Below are 16149 nucleotides of genomic sequence, written 5' to 3' on the forward strand. Positions count from 1 at the left end.
GTTTCAGCGGTTCATGACCTGGCTGAGGAAGGCCTCGACGGCGCCGCGGTAGGTCTCCGGGGCCTCGTCGTGGGGCAGGTGGGCCGAACCCGGCACCACCAGGTGTTTCGCGTCGGGCACCCGCGAAGCGACTTCGGCCTGCTGACCGGGCGGCATCGCGGTGTGCTCGCCCTCGACGAGCAGCAGCGGGCAGCGGATCGCGTCGACGACGTCCCAGTAGTCCCGCCGGCCCCATTCCGCCGCGATGACGTACAGGTCCTCGAGGTCCGCGACCAGGTGGAACCCGTCGGAACGCTCCTCGACGCAGTCCGCGAAGTAGTCACCCGCGTCGCCGAAGAACGCCCGGACGTGGTCGAGCGAGGAGAACGGGACCGGCCAGCTCTCGAAGTACCCGCGCCAGGTCTCGACGGTCCGGCCGCGCTGGTCCGGCGCGAAGTCCTCCGACACGACCGCGCGCACCAGCTCCGGGTACCGCGCGGCGGTCGCCCAGGCGTGCAGCCCGCCCATCGAGTGCCCGATGAGCACCGCGGGACCGGCGTCGAGGGTCCGCAGCGCTTCGGCGATGTCGTCCGCGAAGCGCTCGGTCGTCCACGGGCCGACGCGCGGGGCGTTGCCGTGGCCGCGGGCGTCGAGGCCGTACACCGCGCCGTAGGGCCGGAGCCACTCCGCGACCCGCCACCACGTCCGCGCGCGGCCCATCAGGCCGTGGAGCAGAACGATCGGCACACCGCTGCCGCCGAAACAGAGCACGCGGCCACCTAACCACAAAACCCCTGGTGCGGAACGTGACCAACCGATCGCAATCCATCACCTATGGTGGTGGGTGTGCGCCGCCGACTGACCGCCCTGGCCGTCTGCGCCGCGGTGATCCTCGCCGCGGCGTGTGGCGGCGACGCCGTCACCCTGCCGCCTCCGCCGCCACCGATGCACCCCGCGCCGGGCGCGTCCGGCGCGGGCGATCCCTACTACCCGGACGACGGCAACGGCGGTTACGACGCGCTCGCCTACCAGGTCGACGTCAAGTACGACCCGCCGAGCGGGCACCTCGACGGCGACACCACGGTGACCGCGAAGGCCACCCAGGACCTCAGCCGCTTCGACCTCGACCTGCGCGGGCTGGACGTGCACAGCGTCGAGGTCGACGGCAAGCCGGCCACGTTCTCCCGCGAGAAGGCGTTCGAGCTGGTCATCAGCCCGCCGTCGCCGATCCGGGCCGGGACGACGTTCCGCACGCGGGTCCGCTACGGCGGCGACCCGGCCAAGACCCCGCGGGACGGCGGCAGCGAGAACGGCTGGAAGCACTCGGCCGACGGCGGCGCGTACATGGTCGGCGAGCCGCACTCGGCGGCCTTCTGGTACCCGGCGAACGAAACCCCGCGGGACAAGGCCACCTTCACGCTCACCGCGCACGTCCCGGCGGGCTGGACGGTGGTCTCGAACGGCCGCGAGGGCCCGCCGGGCACCTGGACCGAGGTCAACCCGGTGGCGACCTACCTGACGACGATCGCGATTGGCAAGTTCGGTGTCGACAGATCGACATTGCCGGATGGCACACCGGTGGTCTCGGCGTACGCGCCGGGCGCCGAGGCCCGCCGCGCGATCGGCGATCGCCTGCCCGAGGTGCTCACCTTCCTGACCGGCAAGTTCGGCCCGTACCCGCAGTCGGCGGCGGGCGGGATCTTCCTGAACGAGGACGTCCCGTTCTCGCTCGAGACGCAGACCCGGCCGACGTACGCGAAGTGGGCCGACCTGCCGACGCTGGTGCACGAGAACGCCCACCAGTGGTTCGGCGACTCGGTGTCCGTGCAGAGCTGGTCCGACATCTGCCTGAACGAGTGCTTCGCGTCGTACTCGCAGTGGCTGTGGGCCGAACGCGAGGGCCAGAACCTGGACGACCGCTACCGCGCGGCCATCGAGATCACCCGCGGCAGCACGGACTTCTGGGCGCAGAAGCTGGTCGGCATGGGCCAGGGCCAAGAGTTCGAAGGCGTCTACAACAAGGGCATCCTGGCGCTGCACGCCCTGCGCCGCGAAATCGGCGACCCGGCGTTCGCCAAGCTGCTGCGCGAATGGCCGGTCCGCTTCCGCCACGGCAATGCGACCTGGGCCGACTTCGAAGCCATGGCGACGCGGATCGGCGGCAAGGACCTCCGGGCGTTCTTCGACACCTGGTTCCGCGGCACGAAGCTCCCCGCGGACACCGACCTGTTCCCCGGCTCGCTGCGCAGCTGAGCTGCCCGGCAGCGACCGCGTCCGCGCACTGCGCGGGTCACACGCGAGAGCCAACTAGGCTGGAGACCATGAGTGTCGTGAAGATCAACGCGATCGAGGTCCCCGAGGGCGCCGGCCCCGAGCTGGAGAAGCGGTTCGCCGCGCGCATGCACTCCGTCGACGAGCAGCCCGGCTTCCTCGGCTTCGAGCTGCTGCGGCCGGTTTCCGGCGAGACGCGCTACTTCGTCTACACGAAGTGGGAGTCGGAGGAGCACTACCAGGCGTGGGCGAAGGGTGGCCCGGCCGCAGCGGCGCACTCGGGCGAGCGGGCCAAGCCCGTGTCCACCGGCGCCAACCTGCTGGAGTTCGAGGTCGTCCTCGGTTCGCAGCCAGGTGAGTGAGCAAGCCGCGAAGCTGCTTGACGGCGCCGGCGCGCTCCTGATCTGCGCCGGCGCCGGCATGGGCGTCGACTCCGGGCTGCCGGATTTCCGCGGCGGCGAAGGCTTCTGGCGCGCGTACCCGCCGTACGCCCGGCTCGGGTTGCGGTTCGAGGAGCTCGCCGACCCGCGGCACTTCGCCGACGACCCCGAGCTGGCCTGGGGCTTCTACGGGCACCGGCTCTCGCTGTACCGCCGGACCGTGCCGCACGACGGCTTCCGCCTGCTGCGGGAGTTCGGCTCGAAGCTGCCGCACGGCGTCCGGGTCTTCACGTCCAATGTGGACGGCCAGTTCCAGAAAGCGGGCTTCGAGCCCGTCGCCGAGGCGCACGGCTCGATCCACCACCTGCAGTGCCTCGCGGGGTGCACGGACGACATCCGGCCCGCCGACATGGACGTCCTGATCGACGAGGAGACCATGCGGGCGGTGCCGCCGCTGCCGTCGTGCCCCCGCTGCGGCGGCCTCGCCCGGCCCAACATCCTGATGTTCGGCGACTTCTCCTGGATCCCGGACCGCAGCCAGGCCCAGCTGGACGAGCTGACGGCCTGGCGCCGCACGGCGCGCGACCTCGTGGTGGTGGAGCTGGGCGCGGGCCAGGCGGTGCCGACGGTCCGCCGTTACGCCGAACTGGCCAGCGCGGCGACGGGCGCACTGATCCGGATCAACCCGCGGGAACCGGAGATCCGCCACGGCCGTGGCGTGTCCATCGCCGCCGGCGCGCTCGAAACGCTCGAGCGGCTGCTGCCCCGCTGATCACGGCAGGCGGACCTCGGCGAACACCGCCCGGTGGTCGGAGCCGTCGACGTCGAACACGCGGTAGTCCAGCACCGCCGCGCGGTTGTCCACCGCCACGTGGTCGATCGTCACCACCGGCAGGGACGACGGCCACGTCGGGGCCAGGCCTTCGCCGCGCTCCTCCGCCGCGTCGCGGTAGCCGCGGGCCAGGATCGTGCGGTACGCCGCGTGGTCCAGCGTTGCGTTGAAGTCGCCCGCCAGGATGCGCAGGCCGTGCTCTCCCGCCGGGCCCGAAAGGTCCTTGATCTCGCGTTCCCACTGAGGGGTGTCGACGTCCGGGGAGATCGGGTGGACGGCGACGATCTCGGCCACCACGCCGTCGCCGAGGTCGGCCTCCGCGCCCGGCTGCTTGGCCGCCGAATCCCCGGTCAGGTTGACCTCCTTCAGCGGGAAGCGGGCCGCGATCCCCGAGCCGAACGCACCCGGCGCGGGGTGCAGCACCCGGTGCGGCAGCAGGTCGAACAGCCCGGCCGCGGTCAGCCGGTCGACCGCGGACGGCGTCATCTCGACCAGGTTCAGCACGTCGATCCGCTGCTCGCGCACCAGGTCGACGACGGCCTTCGGGTCGGCCCGGCCGTACAGCAGGTTCGAGGAGAGGACGCGCAGGGTCTTGCCGTGCACGTCGCGCGGTTCGCTCGCCGACGTCCGCGGCAGGACGAGGAGGGCCAGCGCGAGCGCCAGCACCAGCGCGACCCCGCCGGTCCACCACCGCCGCAACGCCAGTGCGAGGACGCCGACGAGCACGCCCGCGGCCGCCGCGTACGGCGTCAACGACAGCGCGACCAGCGTGTACCAGCCGCCGTCGTAACCGACCAGGCGCAGTGCCGCCAGCATCGCCAGCGGCACCACCGGGACCACCAGCAGGCCCGTGACCAGCGGATACCTCCGCCGCGACCGCGTCTCTTCGGCAATCACCATGCTGCCGAGTATGCCCAGGCCGGCGCCGCGCGGCCGCTGCCCCGACAACTCCTCCACAAGATCTCCACCAGCGCCTGCCAGCCGCTGACAGCGCGCTGTGCGCGGCCTACCAGCGCCACCGTCCACAGTGCTTCCCGGAAGCGACAGTGAAGGAGGACGCCCATGTCGCACGCAATCCAGGCCGAGGGCCTGGTCAAGACGTTCGGGGAGACGAAGGCGCTGGACGGGGTGGACCTCGAGGTCCCGTTCGGCCAGGTGGTCGGGGTGCTCGGGCCGAACGGCGCGGGTAAGACGACCGCCGTCCGGATCCTGGCCACGCTGATGAAACCGGATGCAGGCAGAGCGACGGTCGGGGGCTACGACGTGGTCGCCGACCCGGTCCGGGTCCGCAGCCTGATCGGGCTGACCGGGCAGTACGCGTCGGTCGACGAGGACCTGAACGGCATCGAGAACCTCGTCCTGATCGGACGGCTGTACGGCTACTCCCGCGCCGACTCGAAGGCCCGCGCGACCGAGCTGATCGAGCGGTTCGAGCTGACCAAGGCGGCCAAGCGGCCGATCCGGACGTTCTCGGGCGGCATGCGGCGGCGGCTCGACCTCGCGGCCAGCCTCGTCGGCCGGCCCGAGGTGCTCTACCTCGACGAGCCGACCACCGGGCTCGACCCGCACGCCCGCAACGAGGTCTGGGACGTCGTCCGTGGCCTGGTCGCCGAGGGCGCGACGGTGCTGCTGACCACGCAGTACCTGGAAGAGGCCGACCAGCTGGCCGACAAGATCACCGTGTTCGACCACGGCCGGGTCGTCGCCGACGGCCGGGCCGACGAGCTGAAGCGCCGCGTCGGCGGGCAGACGCTGCAGGTCCGGCCGACCCAGCTGTCCGACATGGACGCCGTCAACCGGATCCTCGGCGACCTGTCCGGCGTCCGGCCGACCCGCGACGACGCGACCGGCCTGCTCACCGCGCCGGTCAACGACCCGGTGCTGCTGTCCACTCTGGTCCGCAAGCTGGACGAGGCCGGGATCACCGCGGACGAGCTGGCGCTGCGGCTGCCCAGCCTCGACGAGGTGTTCCTCGCCCTCACCGGGCACACCGCCGAACAGTCCGCCGCCGACAAGGACAAGACCCTCGAAGGGAGCCTGGCATGACGACGCTGGCGCTCGACCGCCCGGCACCGCCGCGGCACATCAGTCCCGGCAAGGGGTTCCAGCACGCGCTTTCGCTGGCGTGGCGCGGCATCCTGAAGATCCGCAAGAATCCCGAGCAGCTCGCCGACGTCACCCTGATGCCGATCATCTTCCTGGTGATGTTCGTCTACCTGTTCGGCGGCGCGCTGTCCGGCTCGACCGACGCCTACCTGCAGATGGTGGTGCCCGGCATCATCGTGATGAACATCCTGCAGGCGTGCCTGACCGTCGGCGTGCAACTCAACACCGACGTCACCAAGGGCGTGTTCGACCGGTTCCGCAGCATGCCGATCGCCCGCTCGGCGCCGCTGATCGGCGCGGTGCTCGCCGACGTCGTGCGGTACGTCGTCTGCCTGGCCGTGCTGATGATCGTGGCGACGATCATGGGCTACCGGATCGCGACCAGCCCCGGCGAGTTCGCGGTGGCGATCCTGCTGGCGCTGGCGTTCGGGCTGAGCTTCTGCTGGGGCTCGGTGTTCGTCGGCATGCTGATGAAGACGCCGGGCTCGGCGCAGGCGCTGATGTTCGTCTTCATCATGCCGCTGACGTTCGGCAGCAACGTGTTCGTGCAGACGTCGACCATGCCGGGCTGGCTGCGGGCGTGGGCGGACATCAGCCCGGTCAGCCTGATGGCGAACGCGCTGCGCGGCCTGATGAACGGCGGCGCGGTGGCCGGTCCGCTGGCCGGCGCGCTGGCCTGGATGGCCGGTGCCGTGGTCGTGTTCTTCCCGCTGGCCACCTGGGCCTACCGCCGGCGGGTTTGAGGGCGCGGAGACACGGGGGTGTTCCGCACCAGGGGAAGCTGAAGGGCACCTTCCGCGCATCGGATGCGTGGAAGGTGCCCTTCGGCTCGTCGGGCGGGAGGAAGGCGGTCTTCAGCCCAGCTCGGCCAGGAGCCAGTTGATCGTGTCCGTTTTGGGCAAGGAACGGCCGGCTTCGTAACGGGAGTCGTAGTCCGGGAGCGCCGCGCGGAGGGTGTCGATGAGCGCCCGGAGCTCGGGACTGCCGAGGTCGAGCCGGCCGCGGATGACGGCGGAGGCGGCGAGCACCCGGACCGCCGTCTCCGGACGGCCCTGCCGCTCACGGATCATCGCCAGCAGCTCGACCGCCCCGGCCAGGTCCGGCATGTCGCCGCGCTGCTTCGTCGCCCGGATCGCGATCGCCGCGTGCGGCTCGGCGTCGTCCACGCGGCCCTGGGCCAGCAGGAGCCGCGCCTCGAACGAGTGGATGAACTCGTCGCCGATCCCGCCGGGGAACCAGTCGTCGCCGCCCATCGCGGCCACGCGGTCCAGCAGCGCCCGCGCCTCGGCCAGCCGGCCGGTGCGCAGCAGCAGCTCGAGCCTGCCGAACATCAGGATCGCCCGGTGCTGGAGGTTCGTGATGCCTTCGCCGTAGCGCTCCGCGGCCTCCTGGTCGCGCCAGGCCCCTTCGAAGTCGCCGGTGCGCGCCCGCTCGACGGCCAGCCGCCACCAGTGCTGCACGGCGTCCTCGTAGGACCGCAGCTCCATCGACAGGGCCAGGCCCTGCTGGTAGATCTCGATGGCCTTGGCGCTCTCACCGTTCTGAGACAGCGAGTACGCCTTGAAGCTCAGCGTCATCGCGATGCCCCACCGGTCGCCGACCGACTCGAACCCGGCGTGGGCCAGGTCGCGCGCCCGGTCGGCGCCCTCGACGTCGCCCGCGTCTTCGAGCAGGAAACTCTCGACCCAGTGCCCGCCGGCGCGGGTCCACGGGTCCGCGTGCTGCTCGGCCCGGCGCACCTCGCGCTCGGCGATCTCGCGGTCACCGCCGAGGAACGCCAGCATCGGCAGCGCCACCGCGAGCCCCGGGTAGCGGTTCACCGCTTCGGTGCGCACGCATTCGTCGACCAGCCGGAGGATCTCGGGCTGGTCCGACCGGACCGGGATCGCGTCGATGAGGTAGCAGAGCGCCCGGTAGGCGGCCGAGACCGTCGGCGGCAACCGGTCGCCGAACTCGAGGGTCTCGCGGACCAGTGCACCGATCCGCCCGCTCTGGCCGAGAATCGTGAGGTACCAGAACATCCCGTCCAGCAGCGCCACCGCGTTGTCCACATCGGACATTTCGATCGCGCCGCGCAGCGCGGATATCATGTTGACGCTCTCGGCCTCGTACCGGTCGATCGCCTCCAGCTGGGCCGCCGTGCGCAGCGCCGGTTCCAGTCCCTGGGCGAGTTCGCCGTAGTAGCGCGCCATCGCCCGGCGCGTCCGGTCGTGCTCGCCCGAATCCACCAGCCGCTCGGTGGCGTAGGCGCGCAGGGTCTCGAGCATCCGGTACCGCGGCTCGCCACCGGTGTCGATGGTGTCCACTATGGACTTCTCGACCAGGCTGCCCAGCACGTACGGCACGTCGGCCGCGGGCAGCAGCTCGTCCGCGCACACCGCTTCGATCGGGGCGAGCTCGGCGCCGCCCGCGAACACCGCGAGCCGCCGGGCCAGCACCAGCTCGGGCTCGGCCAGCAGTTCCCAGCTCCACTCGACGACCGCGCGCAGCGTCCGCTGCCGCGGCAGGGCCGTCCGGCTGCCCGAGGTGAGCAGCCGGAACCGGTCACCGAGGCGGCCGGCGATCTGGGCCACGGTCATCGACCGCAGCCGCGCCGCGGCCAGCTCCAGCGCCAGCGGCATCCCGTCGAGCCGGCGGCAGATCTCCCCGACTTGGTCCACGGTGGACTCGTCGAGCACGAAGTCGGGGCGGACCGCGGCGGCCCGGTCGAGGAACAGCCGGGTCGAGTCGAGCTCGGCGGCCTCCGCGGGCGCGGCGCGTTCCGCGGGCACCGGCAGCGGCCCGAGCGGGCACAGCGCCTCCCCGGTGATGGCCAGCGGCTCGCGGCTGGTGGCCAGGATCCGCAGCCGCGGCGCCCGGTGCAGCAGTTCGTCGGCCAGCCGCGCGGCGGCGTCGACGACGTGCTCGCAGTTGTCCAGCACCAGCAGGGCTTCCTCGCCGCCGAGCACCTCGACGGCCTGTTCCACCGGCTCCGGCTGGCGGCGGTTGATCTCGGTCTCGGCGCGGATCTCCCGCACCTCGAGCGCACCCAGCAGGGCACCCGGGACGTCGTCGGGGTCACGGACGCCGGCCAGCGCGGCGAACCAGACCCGGCCCCGCTGGTGCGCGGGGTGCCGCGACGCCGCTTCGGTGGCCAGCCGGGTCTTGCCCGCCCCGCCCGGCCCGGTCAGCGTGACCAGCCGGGCACCGGCGAGGAGCTCGGCCAGCAGCTTGAGCTCGTCGTCGCGGCCGACGAACGTGGTCAGGCGGGTCGGCAGCCGGTCGGCCACCGGTGCCGGCGGCGCGAACTCGCCACGCAGCGCGGCGACGTGGATCTCCTGCAGCTCGGCCGAGGGGTCGACGCCGAGCTGGTCGGCCAGCGTGCGGCGGATCCCGGCGTAGACGGCCAGCGCCTCCGACTGACGCCCGGCGGCGCACAGCGCGCGGATCCGCAGCCCGGCGAGCCGTTCGCGCAGCGGGTCGGCGTCGGCCGCCGCGGTCAGGTCGGCCAGCACCCCGGCGTGCTCACCCAGCCGGATCAGCGCTTCGAACCGGTCTTCGGCCGCCTCGGCCCGCAGCTCGGTGAGCCGCCGCGCCGGCGCTTGCGCGAACGGCGCGTCGAGGACGTCGGCCAGCGCGGCGCCCTGCCACAGCGCGAGCGCCTCGGTGAGCCGGGCGGCGGCCTGCCCGGCACGGCCCGCGGCCAGTTCGCGGCGGCCCTCGGCCGCCAGGCGTTCGAACCGCTCGGCGTCGACGTCACCGGCCTGCACCGCGAGCCGGTAGCCGCCCGGCCCGGATTCGACGGCCACGGGCAGGGCCTTCCGCAGCCGCGAGACCAGCGACTGCAGGGCGTTGGCCGCGTCGGCCGGTGGTTCGGCGCCCCAGAGCCCGTCGACGAGCGCGTCGGCCGGAACCGCGCGCCCGGCGTCCAGCGCCAGCCTGGCCAGGAGCATGCGGAGGCGGGCACCGCCGATGTCGATCGGCGTGCCGTCGTCTTCCGCCGCCCGCAGCGGCCCCAGTAGCGCAACGCGCATGCGTCCAGCTTTCCAGACGTGGCGCCGGCGCCGGGGCGGGCCGACGGAAGTGCTGATTATCCGGACAAATCCGGCATGGTCTCCCGGACCACCCGTTCGTGGCGATACGTTGCGGACGATGCCCATCCAGATACGGACAGGAGCGTTCATGAGGGGACAGAAACCGGTCGTGGTGGCGGCCGCCGTGGTCGCCAGTCTCTGCCTCGGCACCGGTGTCGCCGCGGCCGGCGATGGCTGGGGTGCTCCGAAGCCCGGCAGCGACGGCGCCGGCGACAGCTACTACCCGCAGGACGGAAACGGCGGCTACGACGTCGCCGACTACAACCTCAAGATCGGCTACGACCCGGCGTCGCACCAGCTCACCGGGAACCAGGAGATCGCCGCGCGGGCGACGCAGTCGCTCAGCTCGTTCAACCTGGACTTCAAGGGCCTGACCGTCGACTCGGTGAAGGTCGACGGCCGGGACGCGGCGTTCAGCCGGACGGGGGACCACGAGCTGGTCATCACGCCGTCGCGCGCGCTGTGGCGGGGCCAGCGCTTCCAGGTCAAGATCGCCTACCACGGCGTGCCCGCGCCGATCGTCGACCCGGCGCTCGGCAACAACGGCTGGCAGTTCGCCCAGGCGGGCGGCGCGTTCGCCGCCGGCGAGCCGAGGTCGGCCACGACCTGGTACCCGGTCAACGACACCCCGCTCGACAAGGCCACGTTCCACCTGGCCGTCACCGTGCCCGACGAGTGGGGCGTGATCGCCAACGGCCGCGAGAAGCCGTCGTTCAAGACGCCGAACGGCACGACGCACGTTTGGGTCGAAGAGACCCCGATCGTGCCGTACATGACGACGGTGGCGATCGACAAGTGGACGTTCGACCGGCAGAAGCGCAAGGACGGCACCCCGATCGTCAGCGCGTTCGCCCCCGGCGTCCCGGACTCCACGAAGCAGGCCGAGGCGCGACTGCCGGAGATCCTCGACTTCCTCGAGTCGAAGTTCGGCAAGTACCCGATCGACGCGGCGGGCGGCATCTTCCTCAACGAGCAGATCGGCTTCTCGCTGGAGACGATGAGCCGGCCGATCTACTCGGCGGGCTGGGCGGGCACGGTGCCGACGATCGTCCACGAGAACGCCCACCAGTGGTACGGCGACTCGGTGGCGGTCGCGCACTGGCGCGACGTCTGCCTCAACGAGTGCTTCGCCTCCTACGCCACCTGGCTGTGGGACGAGGCGAAGGAGGGCGTCGACCTGAACAAGCAGTACGCCGACAACGTCAAGAAGGCGCCGACGCGGCTCTGGGACGGCAAGCTCTACGACATGGGCCAGGGCAAGGAGTTCACGTACGTGTACTCGAAGGGCCCGATGATGCTGCACGCGCTGCGCAACTACATCGGTGAGCAGGCCTTCTCCTGGGTGCTGAAGACGTGGCCGTCGCTGCACCGCGACGGGAACGCGAGCATGCAGGAGTTCCAGCGGTTCACCGAGTTCGCCGCCCACCGGAGCCTCCAGGGCTTCTACGACGCGTGGGTGTACGGCAGCGGCAAGCCGGCCGACCAGTACCTCTACCCGGGTGGGCTCAAGCCCGCCGCCTGAGCACCGTCGTCGAGGCCACCCTGTGGACGTAGGGTGGCCTCGACGTGTGTTTCGGTCCGTTGTTCCGGTCCGTTCCGGGAGGGGACATGGCCAGGGTGCTGATGACGGGGTTCGCCCCGTTCGGCGGCGAGTCGGTCAACCCGTCGTGGCAGGCGGTTTCGCTGGTGGCCGCGCGCCGGGACGACGTGGCGGCGGTGGAGCTGCCCTGCGAGTTCGAGGCATCCCTGCCCGCGCTGCGGCGGGCTCTTTCGGAACACCGGCCGTCGCTGGTGGTGTGCGCCGGCCAGGCGGGCGGCCGGGCCGAGGTGACGCCGGAACGGGTGGCGATCAACCTGATCGACGCCCGCATCCCGGACAACGCGGGCGCCCAGCCGGTGGACACCCCGGTCGTCCCGCACGGCCCGGCGGCGTACTTCACGACCTTGCCGGTGAAGGCCTGCGTGGCGGCGATCCGCGCGGCCGGCGTCCCGGCGTCGGTGTCCCACACGGCCGGGACGTACGTGTGCAACCAGGTGTTCTACGGGCTGATGCACCTGCTGGCCACGGACTTCCCGGAGGTGCGCGGCGGCTTCGTGCACGTCCCGTTCAGCCCGGAGCAGGTCGCGGCGGCGGGCAAGCCCGAGGCGTCGCTGAGCGTGGACCGGATCGCTCTCGCGCTGGAAGCGCTGGCGGACACGGCGTTGCGGGTGACCGAGGACCTGCCGGTCAGCGCGGGCGCGGAACATTGACCGCGCAGCGGATCGGCACCGGGACGAGCAGCGTCCGGACGTGCGTCGTGATCTGACGCACACCGTCCGCAAAGCCCCCTTTCGGGCGATCGAACGGTGGTTGCATGTCCGGACGCGCAGCCCCAAGAAGAGGTGAGTGATGATCGGATTCGAGACCGACCTGCAGGACCTGCGGGACTCGGCCCGGGCCCTCCAGGGAGCGGCCGATGCCGCGGAAGCCGCGTCGCACGGCCTGCGCGACGCCGACGTCCCGGTCAAGTCCGACGGCGGCGGCGGGTTCTTCGGCGGTCTCGGCGCGATGTTCCCCGCGGACAACGCCTTCGGCCGGACGCTCGGCATGCCGGCCGTCGCGGCGGCCTACAACGACCACCTGGCGAAGATCCAGCAGCTGGTCGCGCGGCTGCACCAGACCACCGCGGACACCAGCCACGCGCTGATGCGGGTCGCCGAGCTGTACGAGAAGGCCGACGCCGACTCGAAGCAGCACGTCAACCGCGCGGCCGCCGGGCTGGAGGGGAACTGACGTGGACGGTTACTTCGACACCGGGCTCGACGCCCAGCCGATGTCCGGCGGCGACGATCGCCGCCCCGCGCTCCTGGAAGGCGTCTCCGAGGACCTGAAACAGGGTGCGAACGACGCGCTCGACGCGCTGGAGATCCTGCGGATGACCGACTGGATCATCGGCTTCATCCCGGCCGACGGCGGCTTCGAGAAGATGCAGGACGACGTCGCCGCCGTCTACCGCGAGTTCTCCGACGCCGACATCGACCACGACTCGGCCGAAGGCCTGCAGCACCTGATCATGAAGCACGACGCCGTCTGGAAGGCACTGCAGCGCGACTCGGGCCCGAAGCTCGACGACGCCCGGCAGTTCCTCGACGTCTGGCGCGGCTCCGCGGCCAACGCCGTCAAGGCCTACCTGAACGACCTCGCGGACACCTTCGCCCAGGTCGAAACCAAGATCACCGTCCTGGAGGCCGACCTCGTCGCCGCGCGCGAGGCCATCGCGTCGGCCCGGCAGGACCTGAACAACCTCGGCTACACGTTCAAGAAGACGGCGGAGGACTACCAGAAGTCGCAGGAGCGCAAGCGCGAATCGGCCATGTCGAAGGTGCTGGCGGCGACGTTCGCGGGCGCGGTCACCGGGCTGCTCACCGTCGCCACCGCCGGCGCGGGCGCCGCGGCGGGCACGGCGATCTTCACCATGGCCAACGGCGCGATCGTCGCCGGGAACGCCGCCGGCGGCGCCATCACCGCGGTCGTGGCCAACCAGGCCGAGATCACCGGCGACAACGGGTACGACCTGTATGAGAGCTTCATGGACAGCGCGGGCAAGATCCGCGATGGCGCCGCCGACGCGGCGCAGACGCTGGCCGACCGCATCGGCGACGAAGCCGTCGACCTCCCGAAGATCCCCGACGCGCCGGACGTAAGCCCGGGCTCGAGCTTCGACCCCGACAACTTCGAGACCGACCACACCTCGCGGCAGACCGAGAAGAACGTCCGCGACGCGAACGTGGACATCGCGTCGGACGGCCAGGTGTCCAGCGGCGCCACGCACGTCGGGAGGCTGGATGGCTGACGGCCCGGACCGCGACGCCCTCCTGGCCGAACTGTCCGCGCTGTCGGCGACGGCGACGTCCGCCGACGGCGCGGTTTCGCTGTCGGTCAACACCGACGGCGTGCTGACCCGGCTGTGGCTCACCGACGCCGTCTCGGCGATGTCGCCGTCGGAGATCGCGGACGCCGTCCTGCGCACGTACGCCGAGGCGCAGCGCGAGTCGGCGAAGCGGACGGGGCAGCTGCTGGCACCGCTGGGCAGCGGCGGCTACCTGATGGACCGGCTGCGCTGGCGCGTGCAGTTCGAACCGGCGCCGGAGGCAGCGCCCGCCGCGCCTGTCCCTCCGGCTGCCGAGCCGGACGGCAAGGTCCTCAAGGACCGGTCTTCGGACACCCCGGCCGAGCCGCCACCGGCCGGGCCGGTCGCGGACGACGACTGGTACGGCCGCGGCATGCGGCTCGACCGGGCCTGGTGAATCAGGACGGCTTGAGCTCGCGGGTGAAGAAGGCCACCAGGTCGGCGGTGCTGCGGGTGTCGAGCGAGGTGTAGAGCCCGGCCGCCCGGCGGTCGTCCGAGCCGAAGAGGACGATCCCGGAGTAGCTGCCGACCCCGGCGAGGTACCGGCCGTGCAGCCCGCCACCGTCCCAGGTGCCCGCCACGGTGTTGCGGGCACCCACCTGCAGCTTCGCGTTCGCCTCGATCTCGTCGACGGTGACGCCCTGGTAGTAGCTGACGACGTTGCCCTTGCCGAACCCGCAGGTGACGGCCGTCTGGGCGTGCACCAGCTTCCCGACCGAGTCGGCGGGCCGGCAGGTGGTGCGGTCCGGGACGGTGCCGGCCAGCGAGCGCGTGCAGGGGGTGAACCCGGCCTGGTCGCGCTGCGCCGTCGTCGTGCAGTCCACTGTGGACTGGGCGGACCCGCTGTTCGCGGCGAGGACGACGACGGTCACCGCGATCGCGACGACGAGCACCGCGATGCCGATGAGCAGGGCTTTGTTCCTCTTCCGCGGTTGCGGTTCCGGCGGCCGCGGCGGCGGCGCGTACTGCGGCGGCCGGGCGGCTTGCTGCTGCCACGGTTGCGGCCGCGGCGGCACCACCGGCGGGCGGACGGGCGCGAACGCGGGCACGGTGAGGTCGGTGGTGGTGCCGAGCGGGACGTGGTGGAGCCCGAACGCGACGGCCGTCTCGGGCTGGTCCTGCGTGGTCGGCGCGACGCCGAGCTGACGGCCGAGCAGGGTGGCCAGCAGCGGCATCCGGCTCGGCCCGCCGACGAGGTAGACACCGGCGAGCTGCGCGGGGGTGAGGCCGGCGCGGCGGATCGTGGCGGCGAGCAGTTCGGCGCTGCGCAGCAGGCTGGGCCGCACGAGCGCTTCGAGCTCGTCCCGGCTGACCAGGACGTCCCCGAACGGATCGGCCATCGGCACGTGGGTCTGCGCGTGCCGCGAGAGGCTTTCCTTGGCGTCCCGGACGTCCTGCAGCAACGCACGGCGCGTCCGGCGGTCGGCGGTGGTCTGCGGACGCAGGAGCCGTTGCCACTGCGCCGGATCGGCGTGCGAGACGGAGCGTCCGATGTGGACGAGCAGGGCCTGGTCGATGTCGAGGCTGCCGAGATCGGGCAGGCCGTCCTCGGCGAGCACGGTGAACCCCTGCCGGGTGACCCCGACGACGGCGCAGTCGAAGGTGCCGGCCCCGAGGTCGTAGACCCCGATGGGCCCGCCGGCCCGGCTGCCGAGGCTGGCGTAGTGCGCGGCGGCGGCCACCGGTTCGGGGATCAGCCGCACATCGGCGAGCCGGGCCTTCGCGGCGGCGGTCAGGAGGACGTCCTGCCGGCTCGCGCCCCACCCGGCGGGGTGAGAGATCCGGGTTTGCGCGGGCGGGTGCCCGAGCTGCCGTTCGGCCTCTTCGCCCATCCTGCGCAGGACGGCGGCGAAGGCGTCGGCGACGTCGAGATCGGTGTCGCCGAGCCGGATGCGGCCTTCGTCGATGCGCCGCTTGGGGTTCGGTTCGAAGCGGCTGGGATCGAGCCGCGCCCGCCGTTCGGCGTCCTGGCCGACGACGAGCAGGCCGTCGTCGTTGACGTAGACGGCGGAGGACATGGTGACCGAGCCGTCGACCTCGATCGCCCGGGGGCCGCGCCCGAAGGCGGAGAGCACGCCGACCGTGCTCGAAGTCCCGAAGTCGATCGAGAGCACGTCCACGCGGATTCCCCTCCCAAGGTCCGCGGGCATCGTCTCATGGGCCCGGAAAGCCGAAGGGCGGCTCCCCGCTCGGGGAACCGCCCTCCTGCCGTACCTACGCGACGATCACTCGCCTTCGGCTTCGCCGCCCTGCTCCTCGTGGCCCGCGCCGATGCTGACCGGCGGGGCGTCCGGGATCGACGACGGACGACGCTCGCCGCGGAACGTGAACCGCGCCTGGTCGTCCTTGTCCTCCGGGTTGCCGCTCCAGCCTTCGACGTCGACCAGGATGATCTGGCCGGGCTCGACCTCGCCGAAGAGGATCTTCTCCGACAGCTGGTCCTCGATCTCACGCTGGATCGTGCGGCGCAGCGGCCGCGCACCCAGCACGGGGTCGAAGCCGCGCTTGGCCAGCAGCGACTTGGCCTTCGCGGTGAGCTCCAGCTCCATGTCCTTGGCCTTGAGCTGGGTCTCGACCCGGCCGATCATCAAATCGACCATCTGGATGATCTGTTCCTG

The 16149-nt window shown here is 72.1% G+C and carries 14 protein-coding genes and 1 pseudogene; 10 read left to right on the forward strand and 5 right to left on the reverse strand.

Annotated features, from left to right (window positions below; all coding sequences use genetic code 11):
* Positions 1 to 3: 3 nt before the first annotated feature.
* A complete protein-coding gene (locus ACWED2_RS26790; protein ID WP_449693241.1) occupies positions 4 to 750 on the reverse strand; it encodes an alpha/beta fold hydrolase in 747 nt (248 codons plus the stop codon).
* A 75-nt stretch (positions 751 to 825) separates the two neighbouring features.
* Between ACWED2_RS26790 and ACWED2_RS26795 the strand changes: the two genes are divergently transcribed.
* The 3 genes from ACWED2_RS26795 (at position 826) to ACWED2_RS26805 (ending at position 3402) form a co-directional block, all read left to right on the forward strand.
* On the forward strand, positions 826 to 2232 hold the full coding sequence (locus ACWED2_RS26795) for a M1 family metallopeptidase (RefSeq protein ID WP_449693242.1): 1407 nt from the start codon (positions 826 to 828) through the stop codon (positions 2230 to 2232).
* 68 nt (positions 2233 to 2300) lie between these two features.
* Positions 2301 to 2612 carry an antibiotic biosynthesis monooxygenase family protein gene (locus ACWED2_RS26800; RefSeq protein WP_091318834.1) on the forward strand — a complete coding sequence of 104 codons (312 nt, stop codon included), beginning with the start codon at positions 2301 to 2303 and terminating at the stop codon, positions 2610 to 2612.
* Positions 2605 to 3402, forward strand: coding sequence for an SIR2 family NAD-dependent protein deacylase (locus ACWED2_RS26805; protein WP_449693243.1), 798 nt, complete (start codon positions 2605 to 2607; stop codon positions 3400 to 3402). Before ACWED2_RS26800 ends, ACWED2_RS26805 begins: the two co-directional genes overlap by 8 nt.
* Here ACWED2_RS26805 and ACWED2_RS26810 read toward each other — a convergent pair whose 3' ends face one another.
* A complete protein-coding gene (locus tag ACWED2_RS26810) occupies positions 3403 to 4419 on the reverse strand; it encodes an endonuclease/exonuclease/phosphatase family protein (protein ID WP_449693244.1) in 1017 nt (338 codons plus the stop codon).
* Positions 4420 to 4524: 105 nt separating this feature from the next.
* Here ACWED2_RS26810 and ACWED2_RS26815 point away from each other — a divergent pair, with 105 nt between their 5' ends.
* Both ACWED2_RS26815 and ACWED2_RS26820 read left to right on the forward strand, forming a co-directional pair.
* Positions 4525 to 5508 (forward strand): ATP-binding cassette domain-containing protein, encoded by a 984-nt coding sequence (locus tag ACWED2_RS26815; protein WP_449693245.1) that lies wholly within the window; start codon positions 4525 to 4527, stop codon positions 5506 to 5508.
* Positions 5505 to 6311, forward strand: coding sequence for an ABC transporter permease (locus tag ACWED2_RS26820; RefSeq protein ID WP_449693246.1), 807 nt, complete (start codon positions 5505 to 5507; stop codon positions 6309 to 6311). Before ACWED2_RS26815 ends, ACWED2_RS26820 begins: the two co-directional genes overlap by 4 nt.
* Before the next feature lie 111 nt (positions 6312 to 6422).
* Here the strand turns inward: ACWED2_RS26820 and ACWED2_RS26825 are convergent, their stop codons facing one another.
* Positions 6423 to 9581, reverse strand: coding sequence for a BTAD domain-containing putative transcriptional regulator (locus ACWED2_RS26825; RefSeq protein ID WP_449693247.1), 3159 nt, complete (start codon positions 9579 to 9581; stop codon positions 6423 to 6425).
* A gap of 148 nt (positions 9582 to 9729) precedes the next feature.
* Between ACWED2_RS26825 and ACWED2_RS26830 the strand changes: the two genes are divergently transcribed.
* The 5 genes from ACWED2_RS26830 to ACWED2_RS26850 all read left to right on the forward strand — a co-directional run bounded on the left by ACWED2_RS26830 (position 9730) and on the right by ACWED2_RS26850 (position 13928).
* On the forward strand, positions 9730 to 11163 hold the full coding sequence (locus ACWED2_RS26830; RefSeq protein ID WP_449693248.1) for a M1 family metallopeptidase: 1434 nt from the start codon (positions 9730 to 9732) through the stop codon (positions 11161 to 11163).
* 86 nt (positions 11164 to 11249) lie between these two features.
* Positions 11250 to 11891, forward strand: coding sequence for a pyroglutamyl-peptidase I (pcp, locus tag ACWED2_RS26835; RefSeq protein WP_449693249.1), 642 nt, complete (start codon positions 11250 to 11252; stop codon positions 11889 to 11891).
* 139 nt (positions 11892 to 12030) lie between these two features.
* Positions 12031 to 12414, forward strand: coding sequence for a hypothetical protein (locus ACWED2_RS26840; RefSeq protein ID WP_449693257.1), 384 nt, complete (start codon positions 12031 to 12033; stop codon positions 12412 to 12414).
* Between the two features lies 1 nt (position 12415).
* The gene (locus ACWED2_RS26845; RefSeq protein WP_449693250.1) at positions 12416 to 13474 is read left to right on the forward strand and encodes a hypothetical protein; all 1059 of its coding nucleotides are present in this window, start codon (positions 12416 to 12418) and stop codon (positions 13472 to 13474) included.
* Complete coding sequence (locus ACWED2_RS26850) at positions 13467 to 13928, forward strand: YbaB/EbfC family nucleoid-associated protein (protein ID WP_449693251.1); 462 nt, start codon at positions 13467 to 13469, stop codon at positions 13926 to 13928. Before ACWED2_RS26845 ends, ACWED2_RS26850 begins: the two co-directional genes overlap by 8 nt.
* 1 nt (position 13929) lies before the next feature.
* Here ACWED2_RS26850 and ACWED2_RS26855 read toward each other — a convergent pair whose 3' ends face one another.
* Positions 13930 to 15651: an Hsp70 family protein gene (locus tag ACWED2_RS26855; protein WP_449693252.1), complete on the reverse strand. Its 1722-nt coding sequence runs from the start codon at positions 15649 to 15651 to the stop codon at positions 13930 to 13932.
* A 105-nt stretch (positions 15652 to 15756) separates the two neighbouring features.
* Positions 15757 to 16149: pseudogene (locus ACWED2_RS26860) on the reverse strand (NDP-hexose 4-ketoreductase); the annotation flags it as partial.

Source organism: Amycolatopsis sp. NPDC005003, from assembly GCF_053600695.1.

What these genes read in the sequence shown, in the direction of transcription:
- ACWED2_RS26800 (WP_091318834.1), top strand. Translation starts at nt 2,301, where the DNA reads ATGAGTGTCGTGAAGATCAACGCGATCGAGGTCCCCGAGGGCGCCGGC.
- ACWED2_RS26815 (WP_449693245.1), top strand. Translation starts at nt 4,525, where the DNA reads ATGTCGCACGCAATCCAGGCCGAGGGCCTGGTCAAGACGTTCGGGGAG.
- ACWED2_RS26820 (WP_449693246.1), top strand. Translation starts at nt 5,505, where the DNA reads ATGACGACGCTGGCGCTCGACCGCCCGGCACCGCCGCGGCACATCAGT.
- ACWED2_RS26825 (WP_449693247.1), bottom strand. Translation starts at nt 9,581, where the DNA reads ATGCGCGTTGCGCTACTGGGGCCGCTGCGGGCGGCGGAAGACGACGGC.
- ACWED2_RS26830 (WP_449693248.1), top strand. Translation starts at nt 9,730, where the DNA reads ATGAGGGGACAGAAACCGGTCGTGGTGGCGGCCGCCGTGGTCGCCAGT.
- pcp (WP_449693249.1), top strand. Translation starts at nt 11,250, where the DNA reads ATGGCCAGGGTGCTGATGACGGGGTTCGCCCCGTTCGGCGGCGAGTCG.
- ACWED2_RS26840 (WP_449693257.1), top strand. Translation starts at nt 12,031, where the DNA reads ATGATCGGATTCGAGACCGACCTGCAGGACCTGCGGGACTCGGCCCGG.
- ACWED2_RS26850 (WP_449693251.1), top strand. Translation starts at nt 13,467, where the DNA reads ATGGCTGACGGCCCGGACCGCGACGCCCTCCTGGCCGAACTGTCCGCG.